Below are 22,319 nucleotides of genomic sequence, written 5' to 3'. Positions count from 1 at the left end.
TCAGTGCATCTGGATGCCGCCGGCCGCCTTGCCCTTGCCGGCGCGCGCCGGCGGGTTGCACAGGCCGCAGACGTAATGCTTGGCGACTTCGTGCGGATGGGTGACGAAATGACCGTTGCACTTGCTGCACTTGGTCATCGTCAGCATGCCGTTGTCGACGAACTTCACCAGGCGCCAGGCCCGCGTCATCGACAGCAGCTGCTCCAGGTTCTGCGCCGCGGTCTGCTCCTGATACAGCTGGTAGGCCTTGATGACGACATCGATCTCGTCCATCTCGGCCACCTTGTTCAGGTACTCGTGGATGTTCAGGAACAAGCTGGCGTGGATGTTGGGCTGCCAGGTCATGAACCAGTCCGTCGAGAACGGCAGCTGGCCCTTGCTGGGCGACTTGCCCGAGACCTCCTTGTACAGGCGCAGCAGACGCTCGTAGCTCAGGTCGGTCTCCGATTCCAGCACCTGCAGGCGCGCGCCCAGCTTGATCAGCGTCACGGCGCGTTCGATCTGCTTGGCTTCGGTCAGGATGGACTTGGTGCGCATGGGTGGCTCCGGGGAAATCGGGTTGTCTCGGGCGGCAATCGCTTTGCCCGGGCTTTGCCTGGGCCGTCCGGATCAGGCGGCTTCCTGGTGGCGGCCGGCCATCAGCATGGACGCATGCAGGCGGGACACGCTGTCGTTGGCGGCCGGCTTGCCGTGCGAGGTCAGCAGGCCCCACACCAGGTCGTCGTCCATGCGGAAGCGGCACAGCAGCGTGTTGCCGGAGGCCATCTTCATCATCTGCGCCGGGCTCAGCGTGTTGAGCAGCGTCGCGGTCTCTTCCGAGATGCCCAGGCGGTACAGCGCCTGTTCGCGGTCGGCGCGGATCAGGCTCTGCGCCAGCATCAGGTACGACAGGTTGGCTTCACGGATCTCGGCAAGGATCTGGTCGCTGTTCATCTCTGGGCTCCTGGGCGGTTGCGTTGCTGCGATGGAATGAATTCTGAAGAAACACCCATTTCCGCGACATCAGGTTGCTGCCAGATGAAGGCTAGGGAGCGGGACGACGGCCTTGTCGGACGGATTCCTACACGCTGACAGGCCTCCAAAGCGAAACCGCCGCGCGAGGCCCGGAAGTACCGGGCTCGACGGCGGTTTTTCAGGGAGACAGCCTGTCAGGCCGTCTCGCGGGGGGCGCGATGCCGCGCGCTCAGGCGGCGCGCAGGCGTAGCAATTCCGTGTCGACGATCGGCAGCAGTTCCGGCGAATCGCGGCGCAGCATCTCCAGGGCCTCGCCCTCGCCGAGGATGGTGAGCACCTCGATGGCGGCCTTGATCTCGCCCAGGCCCGACAGCGCGAAGCCCAGCGTGTACAGCGACGGCGCATGCTGCGGCGACAGCTCGACGGCGCGGTGCGCGTACAGCGCGGCCTCGCCCAGCTGGCCCGAGGCCAGCAGCAGCGCGCCGACGTCGGACAGCAGATCCACGCTCATCGGCGCCATCTCCAGCGCATTGCACAGCAGCGCCACGCCGTCGCCGATGCGGCCCTGCGAGGCCTGCGCGTAGGCCGCATTGCGGGCCTGCGCCAGCAGCAGCCGGGCCTCGCTCGAGCCGGGGCGGACGCGGCCGGCGTGAACCTGTTGCTCGATCGAGGCATCGATCATCGACACGGCGGACCGTGCCTCGGTTTGCGTTTGCAGTGGCATAGACCTCTCCATGGTCGTTGATCGAGTCCGGCGCCACATCGGCGCCGGCACCCGTTGGGGGTGGCGGTGGCGTCGGCCGCACCTTGTCGGCCGCGCCGAGAGGCACTTTAGGGGGGCACCCCCGTGATCGAGCGCACGAAAAGCGCCCGCTTTCCCCCTCAATCCCGGCGCCTGCACGCCGTTATCACTCTCATGTCCGTCGCCAGACCGACACCCGGCCACAAACCGGGCGGACGTCAAACGACAAACAACGCGTTGCAGGACCTGCTTATCTTCGGATCACTTGTCTTGACAAATTGCCCTCAAGTTCTATGGAACGCGTGCCGACAACCAACTCAACGGGGCTGCTGAACGCAGCGACAGACCAGCAAGGACAGGCAGTCCAAGCGGCCGTCGACGCAGCAGTGGCACGTGGTCCGGTTAGAAGGCCAGGCGGTCTTGCTCTGAACAAGAGGGTGAGAGCAACGGTTGACTAGCGTCGGACTGGGACCGATCCGGGAAATGGCCCGGCAGGTCCAGCAGGAGCATCCGAGATCCTCGGCCGGTTCGCCTCACGGCGCGTCGGAGGATCGGAGGACTCAGGCGCTCATGTGTGGTTCGGCGCTTTTGCCGGTATTTACGTCTAGCTGTTAGGAGCAAATCATGGCCCAAGTCATCAACACCAACCTGCTGTCGCTCAACGCCCAGCGCAACACCTCCACCAGCCAGTCGTCGCTGGCCATCTCGATGCAGCGCCTGTCCTCGGGCCTGCGTGTCAACTCCGCCAAGGACGACGCCGCCGGCCTGGCGATCGCCGACCGCATGAACGCTCAAGTGCGCGGCATGAACGTCGCCCAGCGCAACGCCAACGACGGCATCTCGCTGGCGCAGACCGCTGAAGGCGCGCTGTCCAAGGTGGGCGACTCGCTGCAGCGCATGCGTGAACTGGCGGTCCAGGCCCGCAACGCCACCAACACGACCTCCGACCTGGACTCAATCGGCCAGGAATACAGCCAGCTGGGCTCTGAAATCCAGCGCGTGCTGGGCGGCACGACCTTCAACGGCCGCGCCATCCTGGCCGGCGACTCGGGCACGCAGACCTTCCAGATCGGCGCCAACACGACGAGCAACGACTCTGTCGACGTGGTCACCACCAACATGACCACGGACAGCACGATCACCGGCGTGACGGGCGGCGCGATCACCAACGCGTCGACGACCACCGACCTGGCCACCGTGATCGACAACATCGACGCGGCGATCAAGACGGTGTCGGGTGAGCGTTCGAAGCTGGGCGCCTCGCAGAACCGCTTCGACGCGATCGTGTCGAACCTGCAGATCTCGGTGGAGAACCAGACCGCCGCCCGCAGCCGGATCATGGACGCGGACTTCGCCTCGGAAACCGCCAACCTGAGCCGCGCGCAGATCCTGCAGCAGGCCGGCAACGCGATGATCGCGCAGGCCAACCAGCAGCCGCAGCAAGTGCTGGCCCTGCTGCGCTGATCACAAGAGCAGCACCCGCAGTGAAGGGGGCCTCGGCCCCCTTCTCTTTCCTCGCCACCTCCCGCTTCGCCGGGGGATGGCGAGGAAAGAGTTCACGGCCGGCAAGGCCCGTTACAGGCTTTCTTTCGAAGAAGGCCTCAAGTCCATTCCTGGCGGCCCGATAACTGCATCAACGGGTCCGCAATTCAACGCAAGGGCCACGTGGTCCGGCTCAGTCGGACGTCAATCAACCGTCCGGCTAGACCGACAAGGTCTTTGAATCTCTAAAGGAATGGATCATGGCTCAGATCATCAACACCAACCTGCAATCGCTCAACGCCCAGCGCAACCTGTCGTCCTCGCAGTCCTCGCTGTCGGTCTCGATGCAGCGCCTGTCCTCGGGCCTGCGCGTGAACTCCGCCAAGGATGACGCCGCCGGCCTGGCCATCGCCGACCGCATGAACGCGCAGGTCCGCGGCATGAACGTCGCGGTGCGCAACGCCAACGACGGCATCTCGCTGGCGCAGACCGCGGAAGGCGCGCTGTCCAAGGTGGGCGACTCGCTGCAGCGCATGCGTGAACTGGCGGTGCAGGCCCGCAACGCGACCAACACCACCTCCGACCTGGATTCGATCGGCAAGGAATACGCCCAGCTGGGCCAGGAAATCGGCCGGGTGATCGGCGGCACGACCTTCAACGGCAAGGCCATCCTGGGCAACGACGCCGGCACGCAGACCTTCCAGATCGGCGCCAACACGACGGCCAACGACTCGGTGGACGTGGTCACCAACAACATGACCAACGACGCCACGATCACCGCCGTCACCAGCGGCGTGATCGACAACTCGTCGACGCCCGACACGCTCAAGACGGTCATCGACAACATCGATGCCGCCATCACGACGGTCTCCGGCCAGCGCGCGATCCTGGGCGCCTCGCAGAACCGCTTCGACGCGATCATCTCCAACCTGCAGGTCTCGGTGGAGAACCAGACCGCCGCCCGCAGCCGCATCATGGATGCCGACTTCGCCGCGGAAACCGCCAACCTGAGCCGCTCGCAGATCCTGCAGCAGGCCGGCAACACGATGGTGGCCCAGGCCAACCAGCTGCCGCAGCAGGTCCTGTCGCTGCTGCGCAGCTGAGCAGCCAGCAGATCGCTCCGGCGCCGCCCTCCTTCCAGAGGACGCGCCCTTCGGTTGACTCCTCAAGCACGGCCCTCGCGGCCGGCCTCCAAAGGCTCCGCATCGACCTCCGGGTTCGATGCGGGGCCTTTTTTTCTGGTTCGGGATTGGCCGGTTTTCCGCCCCTTAATCGGCCCTTCGGCGTTGGCACTCGTTTCGCACAATGGCAACCATCGAGCTTGAAATCCCGCTCGACCACCGGTCCAACCGGCAGATCCGAACAATGACTGCGATGGCGCAGCGAGGATCGGCAGGCGAGGTCGGGAACGACCAACCCAACCGGGATCGCAGCCAGGACAGGATCTCCGCAGGAGTGCATCAATGCCACAGACCATCAACACCAACATTGCCTCGCTCAACGCGCAACGCAATCTGAATTCGTCGCAGTCGTCGCTGGCCACCTCGATGCAGCGTCTGTCCTCGGGCCTGCGGGTGAACTCCGCCAAGGACGACGCCGCGGGTCTGGCCATCGCCGAACGCATGAACGCCCAGGCGCGTGGCATGTCGGTGGCGATGCGCAACGCCAACGACGGCATCTCGCTGGCGCAGACCGCGGAAGGCGCGCTGGGCAAGGTCGCCGACTCGCTGCAGCGGATGCGCGAGCTGGCCATCCAGGCCCGCAACGCCACCAACGCGGACAGCGACAAGGATTCGCTGGACAAGGAATTCGGCGAGCTGGCCAAGGAAATCCAGCGCGTCACCGGCGGCACGACCTTCAACGGCAAGTACATCCTGGGCCAGGACGCGGGCACGCCGCAGACCTTCCAGGTCGGGCCGAACACCACGTCCAATGACGAGATCACCGTCACGACGCCCAACATGTCGTCCGACGACGCGATCACCAAGGTGTCGGGTTCCGACACCGGCGGCACCGGCCGCTCGGTGATCGACCACACCGCCGACGCCGGCGCGATCGCCACGGTGGTGGCCAACATCGACGCGGCGCTGGACCAGGTCAACAGCCAGCGCGCGACGCTGGGCGCGACGCAGAACCGCTTCGACGCCGTGATCTCCAACCTGCAGGTGGCCTACGAGAACCAGACCGCCGCCCGCAGCCGGATCATGGATGCGGACTTCGCGGTGGAAACCTCCAACCTGAGCCGCGCGCAGATCCTGCAGCAGGCCGGCAACGCGATGGTGGCCCAGGCCAACCAGTTGCCGCAGCAGGTGCTGTCGCTGCTCAAGGGCTGATAGGAAATCGCAATCAAGCCGCCGGGTCGCCGTCCTAAAGTCGGACCGACCGGCGCCGATATGCAGGACAGGGCCTCTCGCGGGGCCCTGTTGCGCATGGGGCCTGCGGCAGGGCATCCCGCCGACGGCGTCTAGGGTCACTGGGAGTTCGCAGAATGGCCACCATCACCTCCACCGGTCTGGGCAGCGGCCTGGACGTCGAGAGCATCGTCACGAAGCTGGTCGCGCTGGAAAAGCAGCCGATCAGCGACCTGCAATCCCGCACCGACACGATCAAGACGCAGATCTCCGAGTACGGCAAGATCCAGAGCGCCTTCAGCGCGATGCGCGACGCGGCCGCCAAGCTGAGCAATCCCACCACCTGGGCCGCGCTGACCGCCACCTCCTCCGACACGTCCATGGCCACCGTGGTGGCCGGCGCGGGGTCGGGCGCGGGCAGCTACTCGCTCAACGTGACGCAGCTGGCCGCGGCCCAGAGCGTCTCCAGCCAGGCCTTCACGAACAACGCGACCGTCGGCTCCGGGTCCATGACCATCGAGCTGGGCCAATGGGGCGGCACCGACGCCAGCCCGACCTTCACGAGCAAGAGCGGCGCCAGCCCGGTCAGCATCTCCATCTCCTCGACCGACACGCTGAGCAGCATCCGCGACAAGATCAACGGCTCGGGCGCCGGCGTGCTGGCCTCGATCGTGACCGACGCCAGCGGCTCGCGCCTGGTGATCCGCTCGCGCGACACCGGCGAGGCCAACGGTTTCCGCATCACCACCGCGGACGACGACGGCAACGGCGCGGACGCCAGCGGCCTGTCGGCCCTGGCCTACGACCCGACCGCGTCGATCAAGTCGATGACGCGCAACGCCGCCGCGGCCAACGCCAAGCTGCAGATCAACGGGCTGGACATCAGCTCGGCCAGCAACAACATCGAGGGCGCGGTCGACGGCCTGACCGTCAACCTGCTCAAGACCGGCCAGTCGACCGTTTCGGTCGGCCAGGACAAGGACAGCGTCAAGAAGGCGATCAACGACTTCGTCACCTCGTACAACAGCCTCATGAACCTCATGAGGAACGACACCAAGTACGACGACGCCAACAAGACCGCCGGCGCGCTGCAGGGCGACAGCACGGCGGTCGGGCTGCAGAGCCAGCTGCGCAACATCACCGCCTCGGGCAGCACGCTGGGCGGCGCCTTCCAGCGGCTGTCGGACCTGGGGCTGAGCATCGGCACCGCCGGCACCATCACCGTCGACGACAGCAAGCTCACCAGCGCGCTGGGCAGCATGAGCGACCTGAAGAACCTCTTCATGGGCGTGGACACGAGCGATCCGAACAACAACGGCCTGGCCTCGCGCTGGCGCGCCTTCGCCGACCAGGTGACGGGCTTCGACGGCTCGATCACGACGCGCACCACCGGGCTGCAGTCGCGCGTGACGGCCAACAACAAGCGCATCGACGAGCTCAACGACCGCGCCGACTCCTACGAGAAGCGCGTGCGCGCCCAGTACACCGCGCTGGACACGCAGATGGCCAAGCTCAACGACATGCAGAGCTACGTCAACAAGATCACCAGCATGCTCGGCAGCAGCTGACGCCCGGGCACGCCGAACTGGACCACCGGGACCGCCCTTCTCCGGCGCTTCGAAAAGCCCGCCGACAAGCCTCCTCACGGAGGCTTTCTCTTTTCTGCACGCGGGCAGAATTTCGAGACAAATTCGGCACGGGAGAGGCTCAAGTCAGGTCGGCGGGGGCCGAAAACTGAATCAAGCACTTCAGCACTCCCGCAGCAGCACATCATGTACGGCAACTCCTCCCCCTTCGCTTCCCACGCTCAGCGCGCCAGCAACATGTACAACCGCGTCGGCGTGGAGACCGACGTGATGACGGCCTCGCCGCATCGCCTGGTGACGCTGCTGCTGGATGGCGCGTTCGATTCGATGACGCAAGCCATCGGCGCGATCCGCACCGGCAACGTCGAACTGAAGAACCGCAGCCTGTCGCGCGCGGTCCGGATCCTGGACGAGGGCCTGAAGGCGGCCCTGGACCTGGAGTCCGGCGAGCTCGCCCTGGACCTGCGGGACCTGTACGCCTACATCTGCATGCGGCTGACCCGCGCCAACCTGAACAGCGACGACGTCGCGATCGAGGAATGCGTGACGCTGCTGCAGCCCATCCGTGAAGCCTGGGCGGGCATCGCCCCGGCTGCCGCCGAACAACGTGCCGCGGCCTGATCCGATCTGGATCGACGCCGAACGCCTGACGACTTGAGAAGTTCCATGTCCAAGTACACCGCCAAGCCCCAGACCGCCCACGCCCCGACCCCGGACCGCATCATGAGCACCCAACTGTTGAGCTACTACGAAGCCATCGAACAGGCCAGCGCCGACATGCTGAGCGCCGCCCGCTCCGGCAATTGGGACGAGGTCGTGAAACTCGAGGGCGCCTGCGTCCTGCTGATCTCGCAGCTCAAGCACGCGGCGTCCAGCCAGCAGCTGGGCCCGGACGAATCGCAGCTCAAGACGCGCATCATGCAGCGCATCCTGCTCAACGACGCCGAGATCCGCCACCTGGCCGAGCCCTGGCTCGAGGACCTGGACCAGCTGATGAAGGGCAAGGCCAAGACGGTGCATTGAGCCCGCCCTGGACGCCCGGACGCCCGGACGGCCTGGCGCCCTCGGACACGATCCGAGACATCGGTCACGCTCCGGGCCTGCCGCTCGCGACGACGCCGCGACCGGCCCCTCGAACGGATGGGGTTGGCGCGGCGTTTGCCTTGGGGTTGCGAGTAGATTTTCCGAACGATTCCCTGCCGGAAGCTGGCCTTGACCGACCTGAAGATGCCTGTCCTCACCTCCGATCCCGCGGATGCCGATTTCCGGCTGGACGCGCCGGGGGAAATCATGAACTGGTTGCGCGAGCTGCTGCAGTCGCAGGCGCGCATCCAGCTGTCGACGCCCGAGGGCGAGGCGATCCACACGGTGCTGCGTTCGCTGGACACGCCGCAGGGGATGCTGACGATGGAATCGCCCGTGGCGGGCGGCACGCTGGCGCCGGTGCTGGCCAGCGACGAGCTGGTGGCGACGGCCTACCTGGACCGGATCAAGCTGCAGTTCGACGTTTCGGGGCTGGTGGCGATCCGCGGCGACGGCGCCGAGGTGCTGCGCGCGCCCACGCCGCTGCGGCTGTACCGCTTCCAGCGGCGCCAAGCCTATCGGGTGGCCTCGGCGGGGCAGTTGTATCCGGCGCTCAAGCTGGCGCAGGCGGACCTGCCGCGCATCCGGGTGATCAACGTGAGCGCTGGCGGCGTTGCGCTGCAATGGCCCGCGAACGTGGTGCCGGTGCCCCGGGTCGGGGAGGAGATCAGCGCCACGCTCGAGCTCGAGCGCGAGGTCAGCTTCACCGCGCTGCTGCGCGTGCAGCACATGACGGACGGGGAAGCGGGCGCGCCGCACCAGGCGGGCTGCGCCTTCGTGTCGCTGCCGCCTTCGGCGGCGCGTGCGCTGCAGGTCTTCATCGACCAGGCGCAAAAGCGCGAGCGGCTGATGCGCCGCGGCATCTGAACGCGGAGCTCGCGGGACGCGGGCTCACACCTGCATGTTCATGATTTCCGAATAGGCGGAGACCAGCCGGTTGCGGACCTGCAGCGTGGCCTGGAAACCGATCTGCGCCTTCTGCATGGCGACCATGGTTTCTTCCAGGCTGACCGTCGGGTTGTCCAGTTGAACTTCCCGCTGCAGCCGCGACGCCTCGTTCTGCTGCGTGCTGACGGACTTCAACGCCGAGCTCATCGCCTCCGCGAAGCTCGTGCCGCCTGGGGCGGCCTTGGCCACCGGCTGACCCTGGGGGGTCAGTCCGGCACGGGCCACCGCGCTGGCGAAGTCGAAGGGTTTGAGTTTGAGGTCCACGGCACGCATCGTAGGGATGCAACCGTCCTCCCATAGCCCGGAACAGGGGGGCCTTCTTCGGCCTGTTTCCCCCATTCTTGAGGCCCCCGATCGAAATAATTCCGACCTGTGCCGAGGCGTCCGCCCGGCCCTCGCCGCCCGATCGACCCGCCGTAACCGCCACCCACCCCATGGACAACGCCCTGAGCAGCCCCGCCGCCGGACTTCCCGAGGTGAAGCAGACCGCCGCCACGAGCCTGCCCGCCCGTCTGGCCGCGATGCCCACCAAGAGCAAGCTGATGCTGGGCGGCGGCGTCGCCGCGCTGCTCGCGGTGATCGTGGCGATGTCGATGATGACCGCCCGGCCGGACTACCGCCCGCTGTTCTCCGGCCTGTCCGACAAGGACGGCGGCGCCGTCATCGCGCAGCTCGCGCAGATGAACGTGCCCTACCGCAACGACCCGGGCGGCGTGATCATGGTCCCGGCCAACCAGGTCTACGACCTGCGCATGAAGCTGGCCTCCGCCGGCCTGCCCAAGGGCGGCGTGGTCGGCTTCGAGCTGATGGACAAGCAGTCCATCGGCCAGACCGCCTTCAACGAGCGCCTGAACTTCCAGCGCGCGCTCGAAGGCGAACTCACCCGCACCATCACCGCGATGGCCGACGTCGCCGACGCGCGCGTGCACCTGGCCATGCCGCAGCAGAATGGCTTCTTCCGCGAACAGCAGAAGCCCAGCGCCTCCGTCATGCTGACCCTGCGCGGCGGCCGCACCCTGGACCGCGCCCAGATCGCCGGCATCGTCCACCTGGTGTCCTCGTCGGTGCCCGAACTCAATCCCAAGGCCGTCAGCGTGCTGGACAGCACCGGCGCCCTGCTCTCCCAGAACCCGGACGGCAACGGCTCCGGCCTGGACAGCCAGCAGCTGCAGTACAAGCAGCAGGTCGAAGCCAACCTGAACAAGCGCATCGCCGAGCTGCTCGAGCCGGTGGTCGGCCGCGACAACCTGCGCTCGACGGTCACCGCCGACGTCGACTTCAACCAGGTCGAATCCACCGCCGAGGAATACAAGCCCAACCAAGGGCCCAACACCCAGAGCGCGGTGCGCCGCCTGACCTCCGAGGAGCAATCCGGCGGCAGCGCCGCCGTGCCCACTGGCGTGCCCGGCGCGACCTCCAACCAGGTTCCGCCCCAGGCCGCCGCCCCGATCAACGGCCAGGCCCAGCAGATGCAGCCGGCCGGCCAGTCCGGCGGCACGCAGAACCAGCGCCGCAACGCCGACACGCAATACGAACTGGACCGCACCGTGCGCGTCACGCGCAACGCCATCGGCCAGATCCGCCGCTTGAACGCCGCGGTCGTCGTCAACCAGAAGACCGTCACCGACAAGAACGGCAAGACCTCCAGCCAGCCGCTGTCCGAGACCGAGATCCAGAAGCTGGATTCGCTGGTCAAGGAGGCGCTGGGCTTCTCGCAGGAGCGCGGCGACTCGGTCAAGGTGCTGAGCGCCCCGTTCGTGTCGGACAAGGTCGATGGCGCCGACGTGCCGCTGTGGCAGCAGCCCTGGCTGCGCGACGTGGCCCGCGACCTGGCCGTGCCCGCCGCCCTGGTGCTGGTCGCGCTGATCGCCGTGTTCGGGCTGGTTCGCCCTGCTCTCAAGGCGGCTTTCCCGCCGCCGGCCGAACAGAAGGACGACACTGCCACGAATCAGCTCAGCGTCGTGGAGGACGAGCAACTGGCCCTGGGCGGCCCGGGTGGCCTGCCGGCCCTGGAGGCGCCGATCTCCAACGACAAGCTGGTGCGCGCCCGCCAACTGGCCAAGGAGAACCCCGTCGCGGTGGCCAACATCATGCGCGCCTGGGTCAACGGCGAGGAACTGGACACGGCGGCCCCGGCGGGCGCCCGCCGCTGAGGCCGCCGACCGCGGCCCGCCCATCAGGATCGACAGCGAGACATCACCATGGACGACAAAGGCGTCGAAGACGCGGCCATCCTGCTCATGTCCCTCGGCGAGGAGGAGGCCTCGGAGGTCTTCAAGCACCTCTCGCCGAAGGAAGTGCAGAAGCTGGGCGAGACCATCGCCAAGATGAAGGTCGTGCCGCGCGAACGCGTCGAGAAGGTGCTGGACAAGTTCGACCTGGTCGCCGAGACCCAGAGCACCCTGGTCAGCGACACCGACGAGTACGTCCGCTCGGTGCTGCGCAAGGCGCTGGGCGAGGACAAGGCCAACCTGCTGCTGGACCGCATCCTGCAGGGCTCGGACGTGTCCTCGATCGAATCGCTGAAGTGGATGGACCCGGGCTCCGTCGCCGAGCTGCTGCGCAATGAACACCCGCAGATCGTCGCCGCCATCCTGTCGCACCTGGACTTCGACCAGAGCAGCTCGGTGCTGCGCGTCTTCACCGAGCGCCAGCGCAACGAGGTGCTGATCCGCATCGCCACGCTGGACGGCATCCAGCCGATGGCGCTGAAGGACCTCAACGAGGTCATGGGCCAGATCCTGGCCGGCGGCGAGCGCATGAAGAAGTCCAACCTGGGCGGCGTCAAGACCGCGGCCGAGATCATCAACATGATGGGCACCAGCGTCGAGGCGTCGGTGCTGGACTACATCCGCGAAGCCGACTCCGACCTGGCGCAGAAGATCATGGACAACATGTTCACGTTCGACGACGTGGAGAAGATCGACGACCGCGGCATCCAGGCGGTGCTCAAGGAAGTGCAGTCCGAATCGCTCATCGTCGCGCTCAAGGGCGCCGGCCCCGAGCTGCGCGAGAAGATCTTCCGCAACATGTCCAGCCGCGCCGCCGAGACGCTGCGCGAGGACCTGGAATCGCGCGGCCCGGTGCGCCTGTCCGAGGTCGAGGCCGAGCAGAAGGAAATCCTCAAGGTGGTGCGCCGCCTCGTCGACGAGGGCCAGATCGTGCTGGCCGGCGGCGGCGACGACCAGTTCCTGTAAATCCGCCCATCGATGGTCACCCGTCCGCCCCGCCAGGTCCCGCCGCCGCTCCGCCCCGAAGGCGAAGCGCAGCGCGGCAACACCTACAGCCGCATCATTCCGCGCGAGGAGCTGTCCGGCTTCGCCGCCTGGAATCCCGGCGCGCTGGAAGGCGGCGCCGCGCCGCGCAAGCCCCCGGTCACCGCGCCCGCGCCGGTCGAGCCGCCTCCCCCGCCCCCGCCACCCGGCCCCAGCGTCGAGGAGCTGATGCAGCAGGCCCGCCAGGCCGGCTATCAGGACGGCTACCGCGACGGCATGGCCGCGCTGGACGCGTTCAAGCAGAGCTTCGCCAAGCAGATCACCGCGCAGGTCGGCCAGCTGGTCGCCAGTTTCGACCAGGACCTGTCGGCGATCGAGCAGGGCATGGCGGAGGCGCTCGCGCGCACCGCCGTCGAGCTGGCCCGCCAGGTCGTGCGCAATGAATTGACGACGGCACCGGAGCTGGTGTCCCGTGTCGCCCACGACGCCGTCGAGGCGCTGCTGATCAACGCCCGCCACGTGCGCGTGCGCGTCCACCCCGACGACCTGCCGCTGGTGCTCGACGGCGCCGGCCAGGAATTGCGCGCCCGCGAGGCGCAGGTCATCCCCGATCCCTCGATCGCCCGCGGCGGCGTCAAGGTGGACGCCGACATCTGCAGCGTCGACGCCTCGCTGCCGGCGCGCTGGCAGTCGGCCGTCGGCGCGCTGGGTCAGACCTCCGTCTGGGAGGACCGCCGCTCCGCCGCCGACGAGCAGCGCGAATCGCGCCTCGATTTCCGCACCGACCCGACGCCCAGCCAGTACGGCGGCCTGCCGCACGGCCTGCCCGAGGACCAGCGATGAGCGCGCGCACCGACCGCTGGCAGCAGTACTTCGAGGACCTGCAGGCCTTCGCCGGCAACGCGCCGGCGCTGGAGCCGCAGGGCAAGCTGGTGCGTGTGGCCGGCCTGGTGCTGGAGGCCACCGGCGTGAAGGTGCCGGTGGGCTCGGTGTGCGAGATCCACATGCCCTCTTCCGCCAGTTCGCCGCGCCGCGGCCAGCGGCCGGTGACGGCGGAGGTGGTCGGTTTCTCCGGCGATCGCGCCTACCTGATGCCGACCGACGAGATCCAGGGCCTGGCCAGCGGCGCGATGGTGCTGCCGCGCCCGGCCGCGCCGCATGGACCGCTGCTCGGCGAGGAGCGCCATCCGTGGCGCCGCGACGAAGACCGCGGCCTGCACCTGCCGATGGGCGACGGCCTGCTGGGCCGCGTCGTCGATCCGCAGGGCCATCCGATCGACCGGGCCGGCCCGCTCGAGGAGGTCCGCGATGAACCGATGGTCCGCCGCCCGATCAACGCGATGGACCGCGACCCGGTGCGCCGTCCGCTGGACACCGGCGTGCGGGCGATCAACTCGCTGCTGACGGTCGGCCGCGGGCAGCGGCTGGGCCTGTTCGCCGGCACCGGCGTCGGCAAGTCGGTGCTGCTGGGCATGATGGCCCGCTACACGCAGGCGGACGTCATCGTCGTCGGCCTGATCGGCGAGCGCGGCCGCGAAGTGAAGGAGTTCATCGAGGACATCCTCGGCGAGGAAGGCCTGCGCCGCAGCGTGGTCGTCGCCGCGCCAGCCGATGCGCCGCCGCTGCTGCGCATGCAGGGCGCGACCTACGCCACCGCGATCGCCGAGCACTTCCGCGACCGCGGCCAGCATGTGCTGCTGCTGATGGATTCGCTGACCCGCTATGCGATGGCGCAGCGGGAAATCGCGCTCGCGATCGGCGAACCGCCGGCCACGAAAGGCTATCCGCCTTCCTGCTTCGCGAAGCTGCCGCAGCTCGTCGAGCGCAGCGGCAACGGCCTCGCGGGAGAAGGCTCGATCACCGCCTTCTACACGGTGCTGTCCGAAGGCGACGACCAGCAGGACCCGATCGCCGACGCCGCCCGAGGCATCCTGGACGGCCACATCGTGCTGAGCCGCGAACTGGCTGAAAGCGGCCACTATCCGGCGATCGACGTCGAACGGTCCATTTCGCGCGTGATGACGAGCGTTGCCGACAAGCGGCACGTGGAACTGGCGCGCCGCTTCCGGCAATTGCTCGCCAAGTACAACAAGGCGCGCGACCTGATCCAGCTCGGCGCCTACCAGCCCGGCCATGACCCGGAGTTGGACCTCGCCGTCCGTCTGCATGGCGACATGGAGCGGTTGCTCCAACAAGACATGCATTCCCCGGCTTCTTTGAACGATTGCCTCAACCAGTTGACCGCCACACTCAACTTTGCGTAGTAGCTGCCGACATCCGTGAAGCGAGGTCATCGACATGAGTAGTTCCAATCTGCAGGCCCTGACCGTTCTCCTCGAACGCGCGGAGGCCGAGCGCGATGAAGCGTTGCGTCATCTGCAGGAAGCGCAGGCGCGTGCCAGCTCGGCGCGCAACCAGCACGACCAGCTCTCGCAATACCGGTCGGACTACCAGAGCCGCTGGGCGCACGAGTTTTCGCAGCGGACCACGGTGCAGCTGCTGGGCTGTTATCAGAACTTCGGCCAGCGCCTGGATCAGGCGATCGGGCAGCAGGCCGGCATCGCCGATTTCGCCGACCAGCGCCTGACGGCCGCCCGGGACGTGCTGCGCGAACGCGAACTGCGCGTGGCCTCGGTGCGCAAGCTGATCGAGCGCCGCCGCGCCGAGACCCTGCGCACCCAGATGCGCCAGGAACAGCGCGCCACCGATGAGCAGGCTGCCCGCGCCGCCAGCCGTGGCGGCAACCCGATGTCCCGGCTGGTCGCCTGATCGCGGCCCAGCCCCCCGGTCCCTTCCTCGCCATGACGCAGATTCAGAACAACACCGCGCTGCCGGGTGCCCTTGGCGGCCTCGGCGCGAACAATCCCGCCTATGCCGGCCGCAAGGAGGGCTCGCCCGACTTCGCCCGCTGGCTGAACCAGAGCAGCCAGCAGCTGCAGAACCAGGCTTCGCTGGCGCAACAGTCGCAGCAGCTCAGCGCTCAGCAATTGCAGACGCAGCAGCAGGCTCAGCAGTTGCAGGCGCAGCAGCTCCAGAACCAGCAGCAGGCGCAGCGCCAGCAACAGCCGCAGCCCAAGCCGGAGCGTCCGCCTGAGAACAGCGCCTCCGACGACGAGAACCGGCTGACCGCCCGCAACGCCGCCGCGCGTCAGAGCGCGGGCAAGACGCAGGACGCGAAGGCGCCCGCGGCACCGGCCAGGAAGGACGGCAGCCAGCAGGCGGATGCCCGCGATGAGGCCGATGCCGCGAGCGCCGCCGGCGGCAAGGACACCCGCGCCGCGGGCGACGCCGGCGACGCGCAGGATGAGAGCCGTGTCGACGCCAAGGACGGCGAAGGCAAGGACAAGGTCGCCAAGGACGCCAAGGACACCGCCGCGACGCCCGCCGAGCAGATCCTGGCGATGCTGCGCGGCGAGACGCCGGCCGAAGCCAAGCCGCGCGCCGGCGCCGCTGATCGCGATGCCGCCGGCACCGACGCCCTGCCGGGCGGCGCGCAGGCGCATGGCAAGCACCCCACCACCGGCGACGCGATGCGCGAGCGCCAGGAACTCCAGCGCGAGCTGAGCCAGGCCGCCGCCGGCAAGGCCGGCGCCGCCGAAGGGGCCGACACGGCCGCCGCGAAGGACTCGCTGCAGGCCGTCTCCGGCGGCGCGCACGAGATCGCGATGGGCGACGGGGCCGCCAAGGGGCCGCAGCACAGCTTCGAGGCCCTGCTCGCCGCCGCGCAGCAGACCGGCAGCGCCTCGGCCGCCGGCGGCGCCGACGCCGCCGCGCCGGCCCAGGCGCCCAGCGTCCCGCTGAGCCAGCCGCTGAACAGCCCGGACTTCGCGCCGGAGCTCTCGGCCAGCGTCAGCCTGCTGATCAAGGACGGCATTCACGAGGCCCAGCTGCAGCTCAATCCGGCCGAGATGGGTCCGGTGTCGATCAACATCCAGCTCGAGGGTCAGCAGGCGCAGGTCAATTTCCACGCCCAGCACGCCGCCACCCGCGAGGTCCTGGAACGCAGCCTGCCGGACCTGGCGGCGGCGCTGCAGGCCCAGGGCCTGACCCTGAGCGGCGGCGGGGTGTTCGCCCAATCGCAGTCCAGTGGCAGACAGAATCGCGGAGACGGATCCGCGGACGGCGCCGCCCAGGGCGGCCGCCGCGGCGGACGCGGCTCGGACGACGAGGGCGCCATCGCCGCCACCGGCCGGGGCGAGCGCCGCACCGCGCCGCGCGGTCTGGTCGACCTGTACGCCTGACGGTCGCCGAGTCTGACCGGAATCCGCCGCCTTTTCGCGCGTTGAGCGCGCGGGCGGCGTTTCACAATGGGAGCCATTGCCGGATCGTCAGGTCCGGCTCCCCGACGAACCCCTCTCATCCATCACCGGAGCGCCCATGGCCACAGCCGCCGCAGGCAACGACGCCGCCGTCAAGGGCGGCGGCAAGAAGAAGCTGATCATCATCATCGCCATCGTCCTGGTGGTGGTGCTGGTGGGCGTCGGCGCGTTGCTGATGATGAAGAAGAAGTCCCATGCCGACGACGAGGAAGGCGGGGCCGCCGACGAGAAGCCGGCCGCCGCCGCCCACGCCAAGCCGGGCACGCCGCCGACCTTCGTCCCGCTGGACCCGTTCACGGTGAACCTGGCGGACAAGGAGGTCGACCGCTTCGCGCAGGTCGGCGTCACGCTGGAGGTCGCCGACGCGCATTTCGCCGACCAGCTCAAGGCCTACATGCCGGCGATCCGCAACAACGTGCTGCTGGTGCTGTCGCACAAGACCTCGGCCGAGCTGCTGACCGTCGAGGGCAAGGAGAAGCTCGCCCGCGAGATCCGCCGCGAGGCCGTGCGCCCGATGGGCATCGAGCTGGACGACGAGGACGAAGACGAGGACGCCGCGCCGAAAAAGAAGAAGAAAAAGAAGCGCGCCGTCGAGAGCCCGGTGACGCAGGTGCTCTTCTCCACCTTCATCGTGCAGTGACCGGCATCCAGCGAGGATAGGGCCATGAATCAGCAGATCCTGTCGCAAGACGAAGTCGATGCGCTGCTCCAGGGCATCACCGGCGAGAGCCAGAAGCTCGAGGCCGAGGAAGTCCAGACCGGCGGCATCCGCGAGTACAACCTCGCCAGCCAGGAGCGGATCGTCCGTGGGCGCATGCCCACGATGGAGATCATCAACGAGCGCTTCGCGCGCAACATCCGCATCGGGCTGTTCAACTTCATCCGCAAGAGCCCGGAAGTCGCCATCGGCGGCATCAAGGTGCAGAAGTACAGCGCCTTCCTGCGCGAGATCGTGGTGCCGACCAACTTCAACATCGTGTCGGTCAAGCCGCTGCGCGGCAACGGTCTGATCGTGTGCGATCCGACGCTGGTGTTCGCGGTGATCGACTCGCTGTTCGGCGGCATCGGCAAGTTCCACACCCGCATCGAGGGCCGCGACTTCTCCGCCACCGAGCAGCGCGTGATCCTGCGCCTGGTCGAGGTCATCATCCAGGAGTACATCAAGGCCTGGAAGGGCATCTATCCGCTGGAGCTGGAATACCAGCGCTCGGAGATGCAACCGCAGTTCGCCAACATCGCCACGCCCAGCGAGATCATCGTCTCGACCTCGTTCACGCTGGAGATCGGCGAGACCAGCGGCACGGTGTACTTCTGCATCCCGTATTCGACGCTGGAGCCGATCCGCGACGTGCTGTACAGCACCACGCAGGGCGACTCGAGCGAACCCGATCGCCGCTGGGTCAACCTGCTCAAGCACCAGATCCAGTCGGCCGAGGTCGAGCTGGTGGCGGAGCTGGCCAAGGCCCCCGCGACGGTGGAACAGCTGCTGGCCTTCAAGCCGGGCGACTTCATCGAGCTGGACCTGGAGCAGATCATCCAGGCCAAGGTGGACGGCGTGCCGGTGTTCGATTGCCATTACGGCACCTCGAACGGCAAGTATTCGATCAAGATTGAAAAGATGCTGACCGGCCCGGATGCCGGCTGGCTGGGAGCCCGCAATGGCTGACAACACCCCGATGGACGAACAGGACGCAATGGCCGCCGAATGGGCGGCGGCGCTGGCCGAGGCCGGCGGCGGTGGCGGCAGCGAGGTCGCGGCCGAAGTGCAGCCGGTGGCCGAGCAGGTCGCGCCGGCGGCCTTCACCAACTTCGCGCCGACGCCGGGCAACCTGCCTGGCAGCGACATCAACATGATCCTGGACATCCCGGTCCAGCTCACTGTTGAACTGGGCCGCACCCGGATCCCGATCAAGAACATCCTGCAGCTGGCGCAGGGCTCGGTGGTCGAGCTCGACGCGCTGGCCGGCGAGCCGATGGACGTGCTGGTCAACGGCTACTTGATCGCGCAGGGCGAGGTGGTGGTGGTGAACGACAAGTTCGGCATCCGCCTCACCGACATCGTGACCCCTTCCGAACGGATGCGCCGTTTAAGCAAGGCCTGACCCCGAAGGGCCCCAGGCCGACTTCGCACACGGCGCCCTGGCGTCGTTGCGGCACTCGCCGGACAGGAGTCCGGCTTGCGCGCCGCGCCTAGCCAGCACACCGTCTGCTCGCGTCCTGAGACCCTTCGGCAGCTATAGTCGTCGGCCATGAACAACAGCCTTGTCCCTCTGCTCTGGTTCCTGGCCATCCTGGCCTTGATTCCGGTCGTGCTGTGGCTGCTCAAGCGCACGCCGCTGGGCGGCGCGGCCCTCGGCGGGCAGTTGCGCACCGTCGCGCAGCTGGTGATCGCGCCGAGCCAGCGCATCGTGATCGTCGAGGTGGGCCAGGACGAGGACCGGCAGTGGCTGGTGCTGGGCATCACCGGCCAGCAGATCCGCACGCTGCACGTGATGCCGCCGCAGGCCGATGCCGGCGTCGCGCTGCAGGCGGCGCAGCCGTCGTTCTCCTCGATGCTCAAGCGCAGCCTGGGCGGCAGGCACGCCGATGGCCCCGGCCCCGGTGCCTCGGCCTGATCGGAATCCGCGCATGACGGCTTCGAGTCCCCTTCCCTGCTCCGCGCCCCCGGTCACGCGTCCGGGCCGCCGGCCATGGCGCGCGCTGAGCGCCGCCGCCGTGCTGGCCCTCGGCGGTCTGGCCGGCGCCGCGGCCTGGGCCCAGCAGGGCGGCGCGCCGGCGAGCGTGCCGCTGGTCATCGGCCAGGGCGCGGGCGGCAACAGCTACTCGGTGCCGATCCAGACGCTGCTGTTCTTCACCGCGCTGGGCTTCCTGCCGGCGGTGCTGCTGATGATGACCGGCTTCACCCGGATCGTGATCGTGCTGTCGCTGCTGCGCCAGGCGCTGGGCACGCAGGCCGCGCCGCCGAACCAGGTGATCGTGGGCCTGTCGCTGTTCCTCACTTTCTTCGTGATGAGCCCGACGCTGGACCGCGTCTACGCCGAGGCCTGGCAGCCCTACCAGAGCGGCCAGATCGGCTTCGAGGTGGCGCTGGACCGGGCCCAGGTGCCGATGCGCGCCTTCATGCTGAAGCAGACGCGGCAGTCGGACGTCGCGCTGTTCGCGCGGCTGGCCAAACTGGAGGCCAACGTGGCCCCGGAGAACGTGCCCTTCCGCGTGCTGGTGCCGGCCTTCGTGACCAGCGAGCTGAAATCGGCGTTCCAGATCGCGTTCCTGATCTTCATCCCCTTCCTGGTGATCGACATGATCGTCTCCAGCGTGCTGATGAGCCTGGGGATGATGATGCTGTCGCCGGTGCTGGTGTCGCTGCCCTTCAAGCTGATGCTGTTCGTGCTCGCGGACGGCTGGAACCTGCTGCTGGGGTCGCTGGCGGCCTCGTTCGCGCAGTAGCGGCGCGGTCCGCAAGGAGACGTCCATGGATGCTCAACAGGTCTTCACGATCGGCCAGCAGGGGCTGTACGTGCTGCTGATGGTGGCGGCGCCCATCCTGCTGACGGTGCTGGCGGTCGGGGTGCTGGTGTCGGTGTTCCAGGCGGCGACGCAGATCAACGAGTCGACGCTGTCCTTCGTCCCGAAGATCGTCGCCGCGGTGCTGGTGCTGGCGGTGGCCGGCCCCTGGATGATCACGACCCTGGTCGAATACATCCAGCGCACGCTCCAGAGCATCCCGCAGGCGCTGGGCTGACGCGCCAGCCGCGCGGTCCCGTCCCGACGCCCTCTCCCACCCGATGATCTCCTTCAGCGAAGCGCAGCTGCTGGCGTGGATCAATCCGATCCTGTGGCCGTTCATCCGCGCGCTGGCGCTGTTCGCGGGCATGCCGGTGTTCAGCCAGCGCCAGGTGCCGGCGCGGGTGCGGATCGGGCTGGCGCTGTTCATCGCGGTGGCGGCGCAGCCTTCGCTGCCGGCGATGCCGGTGATCCCGCTCGATTCGCTGCCGCAGCTGCTGATGGTCACCGGCCAGCAGCTTCTGATCGGCCTGTCGATGGGCTTCGCGGTGCGGGTGGTCTTCGCGTCGCTGGAGTTCGCCGGCGAGCTGATCGGCCTGCAGATGGGTCTGAACTTCGCCGGCTTCTTCGATCCGTCGACGGGCTCGCAGGGGACCTCGTCGTCGCGCTTCCTCGGCTCGATGGTCGCGTTCCTGTTCGTGGCGATCAACGGACACCTGATGCTGATCAACTCGCTGGTGGAGAGCTTCCAGGCCTTCCCCGTCGGCGAGGAGCCCTTCCGCTTCCTGCGCGTGGCGCAGCCGCAGGTCTGGGGCGCGGAGATCTTCCGCATGGGGCTGTGGATCGCGCTGCCGCTGATCACGATGCTGATGTTCGTGAACCTGGTGCTGGGCATCATCTCGCGCGTGGCGCCGCAGCTGAACGTGTTCTCGGTGGGCTTCCCGCTGACCGTCAGCATCGGCCTGGTGGGCATGGTCGCCACGCTGCCGCTGATGCATCAGCCCTTCATGGTCGCGCTGGAGCGCATGCTGGCGGCGTTCAACTGACGAGCGCGAGTCGTGACCTGACTCGGCGCTGACGTCGCATCGGCCCGAAGCCCTCTTTCGGGGGACTCTGTTCTTTGCATTTTTATCCCCCGTCGCCAACCAGTTTGGGTCATGGCCGAACGAGGGTCAGGTTTGAACAATCACGGAACTCGATCGCCGCGACATGCATGGCAGCGCTGCGGCGAGTTCCGATTCACCTGACGATGGAGAACACTCATGCGCCCCATGACCCAGGCTGAGACCGAGCAGGTCAATGCCACTCTGGCATCCAGCCCTCCCGCTGCGAGTGAGCCGCAGGCACGCGTTGCCTACGGCAGTGAAGCGCCGATCGGCTCCGCACAGCATGAACAGATGCTGGAGGACTTCCTGCGACGTCACGACGAGATCAGCGTGGAGGACCTCGACGCCTTCCGGGCGCATCTGCTGCGCAGCTTCCCTGATCGCGAGATTACCGCGCAGCTTTGCCCCGACGACGAATCGGTGGGAATCCTCATCTTCAGCGTCTACGGCTTCTCCGAGCGTGAGCATCTGAGCCACCCGGAGGAGGACGCCTTCTACGACGGCTTTCCGCCGCACCTCGCGCATGTCGCAGGGCCCGTCACCTTCTTTCCCAGGACGGGCCCCTTCAGCGACAGGGCCCTTCTCGATGGCGTCGACAACATGGAAGGACCGGTTGATGACCGCATTCAACCCCAGTGAGTTCCTCTTCCTTGCCGAAGAGCTGGCCGAGGACGAACGAGAGGCTTGGCTGCGCTCGGCCATTTCGCGCGCCTACTATGGCGTGTTCCTGATCGCACGCGATGTGTTGAACGTGACGGTCCGCGATGGGCGAGCTCATCGCCAGACCCGGGAGCGGCTCATGACGCACGGAAAGCGGATGGCTTTCAGCCTGTCGCTGCTCCATGGCCTGCGCAAGAAGGCCGATTACGTGCTCGACCAGAACGTCGACATGAAGTGCGCCGCCGACGCCCTGAACATCGCCTGGGATCTGCATCGCAAGCTGCTGCGCTTGAAGGGCAAGATGAGGCGACAGCGCGCCGCCCCTCAGTCTCTTGCAGCGGCACTCCCTTGAGACAAGCGAGCCGCGAC

At 67.9% G+C, this 22,319-nt stretch carries 26 protein-coding genes; 22 read left to right on the top strand and 4 right to left on the bottom strand.

Features of this window, described 5'->3' with window-relative positions; translation table 11 throughout:
- The 3 genes from flhC to ABDW61_RS13185 form a co-directional block, all read right to left on the bottom strand.
- Positions 1-537 carry a flagellar transcriptional regulator FlhC gene (gene flhC, locus ABDW61_RS13195; RefSeq protein WP_343639247.1) on the bottom strand — a complete coding sequence of 179 codons (537 nt, stop codon included), beginning with the start codon at positions 535-537 and terminating at the stop codon, positions 1-3.
- 72 nt (positions 538-609) lie between these two features.
- Positions 610-933, bottom strand: a complete 324-nt coding sequence (gene flhD, locus ABDW61_RS13190) for a flagellar transcriptional regulator FlhD (protein ID WP_343639245.1) — start codon at positions 931-933, stop codon at positions 610-612.
- Between the two features lie 250 nt (positions 934-1,183).
- Entirely contained in the window at positions 1,184-1,678 is a 495-nt protein-coding gene (locus tag ABDW61_RS13185) for a tetratricopeptide repeat protein (protein ID WP_343639243.1), read from the bottom strand.
- A 642-nt stretch (positions 1,679-2,320) separates the two neighbouring features.
- Between ABDW61_RS13185 and ABDW61_RS13180 the strand changes: the two genes are divergently transcribed.
- From ABDW61_RS13180 to ABDW61_RS13150, 7 genes are all read left to right on the top strand, one after another.
- Entirely contained in the window at positions 2,321-3,160 is an 840-nt protein-coding gene (locus ABDW61_RS13180; RefSeq protein ID WP_343639241.1) for a flagellin, read from the top strand.
- A 278-nt stretch (positions 3,161-3,438) separates the two neighbouring features.
- Positions 3,439-4,281: a flagellin gene (locus ABDW61_RS13175; RefSeq protein ID WP_343639240.1), complete on the top strand. Its 843-nt coding sequence runs from the start codon at positions 3,439-3,441 to the stop codon at positions 4,279-4,281.
- A gap of 360 nt (positions 4,282-4,641) precedes the next feature.
- A complete protein-coding gene (locus ABDW61_RS13170; RefSeq protein WP_343639238.1) occupies positions 4,642-5,511 on the top strand; it encodes a flagellin in 870 nt (289 codons plus the stop codon).
- Positions 5,512-5,666: 155 nt separating this feature from the next.
- Complete coding sequence (gene fliD, locus ABDW61_RS13165; protein ID WP_343639236.1) at positions 5,667-7,097, top strand: flagellar filament capping protein FliD; 1,431 nt, start codon at positions 5,667-5,669, stop codon at positions 7,095-7,097.
- Positions 7,098-7,301: 204 nt separating this feature from the next.
- Positions 7,302-7,736, top strand: a complete 435-nt coding sequence (fliS, locus tag ABDW61_RS13160; protein ID WP_343639234.1) for a flagellar export chaperone FliS — start codon at positions 7,302-7,304, stop codon at positions 7,734-7,736.
- 102 nt (positions 7,737-7,838) lie between these two features.
- The gene (locus ABDW61_RS13155; protein ID WP_343639422.1) at positions 7,839-8,138 is read left to right on the top strand and encodes a flagellar protein FliT; all 300 of its coding nucleotides are present in this window, start codon (positions 7,839-7,841) and stop codon (positions 8,136-8,138) included.
- Positions 8,139-8,342: 204 nt separating this feature from the next.
- Positions 8,343-9,065, top strand: coding sequence for a flagellar regulator YcgR PilZN domain-containing protein (locus ABDW61_RS13150; protein WP_343639232.1), 723 nt, complete (start codon positions 8,343-8,345; stop codon positions 9,063-9,065).
- Positions 9,066-9,089: 24 nt separating this feature from the next.
- Here the strand turns inward: ABDW61_RS13150 and fliE are convergent, their stop codons facing one another.
- Positions 9,090-9,410: a flagellar hook-basal body complex protein FliE gene (gene fliE, locus ABDW61_RS13145; protein ID WP_343639231.1), complete on the bottom strand. Its 321-nt coding sequence runs from the start codon at positions 9,408-9,410 to the stop codon at positions 9,090-9,092.
- 170 nt (positions 9,411-9,580) lie between these two features.
- Between fliE and fliF the strand changes: the two genes are divergently transcribed.
- The 15 genes from fliF (at position 9,581) to ABDW61_RS13070 (ending at position 22,302) form a co-directional block, all read left to right on the top strand.
- Entirely contained in the window at positions 9,581-11,299 is a 1,719-nt protein-coding gene (gene fliF, locus ABDW61_RS13140; protein WP_343639229.1) for a flagellar basal-body MS-ring/collar protein FliF, read from the top strand.
- Between the two features lie 48 nt (positions 11,300-11,347).
- Positions 11,348-12,343 (top strand): flagellar motor switch protein FliG, encoded by a 996-nt coding sequence (gene fliG / locus ABDW61_RS13135; RefSeq protein ID WP_343639228.1) that lies wholly within the window; start codon positions 11,348-11,350, stop codon positions 12,341-12,343.
- Positions 12,344-12,355: 12 nt separating this feature from the next.
- Complete coding sequence (locus ABDW61_RS13130) at positions 12,356-13,204, top strand: FliH/SctL family protein (RefSeq protein ID WP_343639227.1); 849 nt, start codon at positions 12,356-12,358, stop codon at positions 13,202-13,204.
- Complete coding sequence (gene fliI / locus ABDW61_RS13125; RefSeq protein WP_343639225.1) at positions 13,201-14,625, top strand: flagellar protein export ATPase FliI; 1,425 nt, start codon at positions 13,201-13,203, stop codon at positions 14,623-14,625. Before ABDW61_RS13130 ends, fliI begins: the two co-directional genes overlap by 4 nt.
- 34 nt (positions 14,626-14,659) lie before the next feature.
- A complete protein-coding gene (fliJ, locus tag ABDW61_RS13120) occupies positions 14,660-15,130 on the top strand; it encodes a flagellar export protein FliJ (protein ID WP_343639223.1) in 471 nt (156 codons plus the stop codon).
- A gap of 32 nt (positions 15,131-15,162) precedes the next feature.
- Entirely contained in the window at positions 15,163-16,602 is a 1,440-nt protein-coding gene (locus ABDW61_RS13115; RefSeq protein ID WP_343639221.1) for a flagellar hook-length control protein FliK, read from the top strand.
- A 136-nt stretch (positions 16,603-16,738) separates the two neighbouring features.
- Positions 16,739-17,320 carry a flagellar basal body-associated FliL family protein gene (locus ABDW61_RS13110; protein ID WP_343639220.1) on the top strand — a complete coding sequence of 194 codons (582 nt, stop codon included), beginning with the start codon at positions 16,739-16,741 and terminating at the stop codon, positions 17,318-17,320.
- Positions 17,321-17,344: 24 nt separating this feature from the next.
- Positions 17,345-18,346, top strand: a complete 1,002-nt coding sequence (fliM, locus tag ABDW61_RS13105) for a flagellar motor switch protein FliM (protein WP_343639218.1) — start codon at positions 17,345-17,347, stop codon at positions 18,344-18,346.
- Positions 18,339-18,782, top strand: coding sequence for a flagellar motor switch protein FliN (gene fliN, locus ABDW61_RS13100; protein WP_091722331.1), 444 nt, complete (start codon positions 18,339-18,341; stop codon positions 18,780-18,782). Before fliM ends, fliN begins: the two co-directional genes overlap by 8 nt.
- A gap of 147 nt (positions 18,783-18,929) precedes the next feature.
- Complete coding sequence (locus ABDW61_RS13095; RefSeq protein WP_343639216.1) at positions 18,930-19,295, top strand: flagellar biosynthetic protein FliO; 366 nt, start codon at positions 18,930-18,932, stop codon at positions 19,293-19,295.
- Between the two features lie 13 nt (positions 19,296-19,308).
- Positions 19,309-20,127, top strand: coding sequence for a flagellar type III secretion system pore protein FliP (gene fliP, locus ABDW61_RS13090; protein ID WP_343639215.1), 819 nt, complete (start codon positions 19,309-19,311; stop codon positions 20,125-20,127).
- A 25-nt stretch (positions 20,128-20,152) separates the two neighbouring features.
- Entirely contained in the window at positions 20,153-20,422 is a 270-nt protein-coding gene (fliQ, locus tag ABDW61_RS13085) for a flagellar biosynthesis protein FliQ (RefSeq protein WP_343639214.1), read from the top strand.
- A 43-nt stretch (positions 20,423-20,465) separates the two neighbouring features.
- Positions 20,466-21,230, top strand: coding sequence for a flagellar biosynthetic protein FliR (fliR, locus tag ABDW61_RS13080; protein ID WP_343639213.1), 765 nt, complete (start codon positions 20,466-20,468; stop codon positions 21,228-21,230).
- 216 nt (positions 21,231-21,446) lie between these two features.
- Positions 21,447-21,929, top strand: coding sequence for a hypothetical protein (locus tag ABDW61_RS13075; protein WP_343639212.1), 483 nt, complete (start codon positions 21,447-21,449; stop codon positions 21,927-21,929).
- Complete coding sequence (locus tag ABDW61_RS13070; RefSeq protein ID WP_343639210.1) at positions 21,907-22,302, top strand: hypothetical protein; 396 nt, start codon at positions 21,907-21,909, stop codon at positions 22,300-22,302. Before ABDW61_RS13075 ends, ABDW61_RS13070 begins: the two co-directional genes overlap by 23 nt.
- Positions 22,303-22,319: the final 17 nt, after the last annotated feature.

Origin of the sequence: Roseateles sp. (assembly GCF_039595595.1) — a bacterium.
In the GTDB taxonomy this organism is placed as follows: Bacteria; Pseudomonadota; Gammaproteobacteria; order Burkholderiales; family Burkholderiaceae_C; genus Roseateles.
The sequence above is the reverse complement of the archived record's forward strand: the minus strand, read 5'-3'. Positions and strand labels throughout refer to the sequence as shown.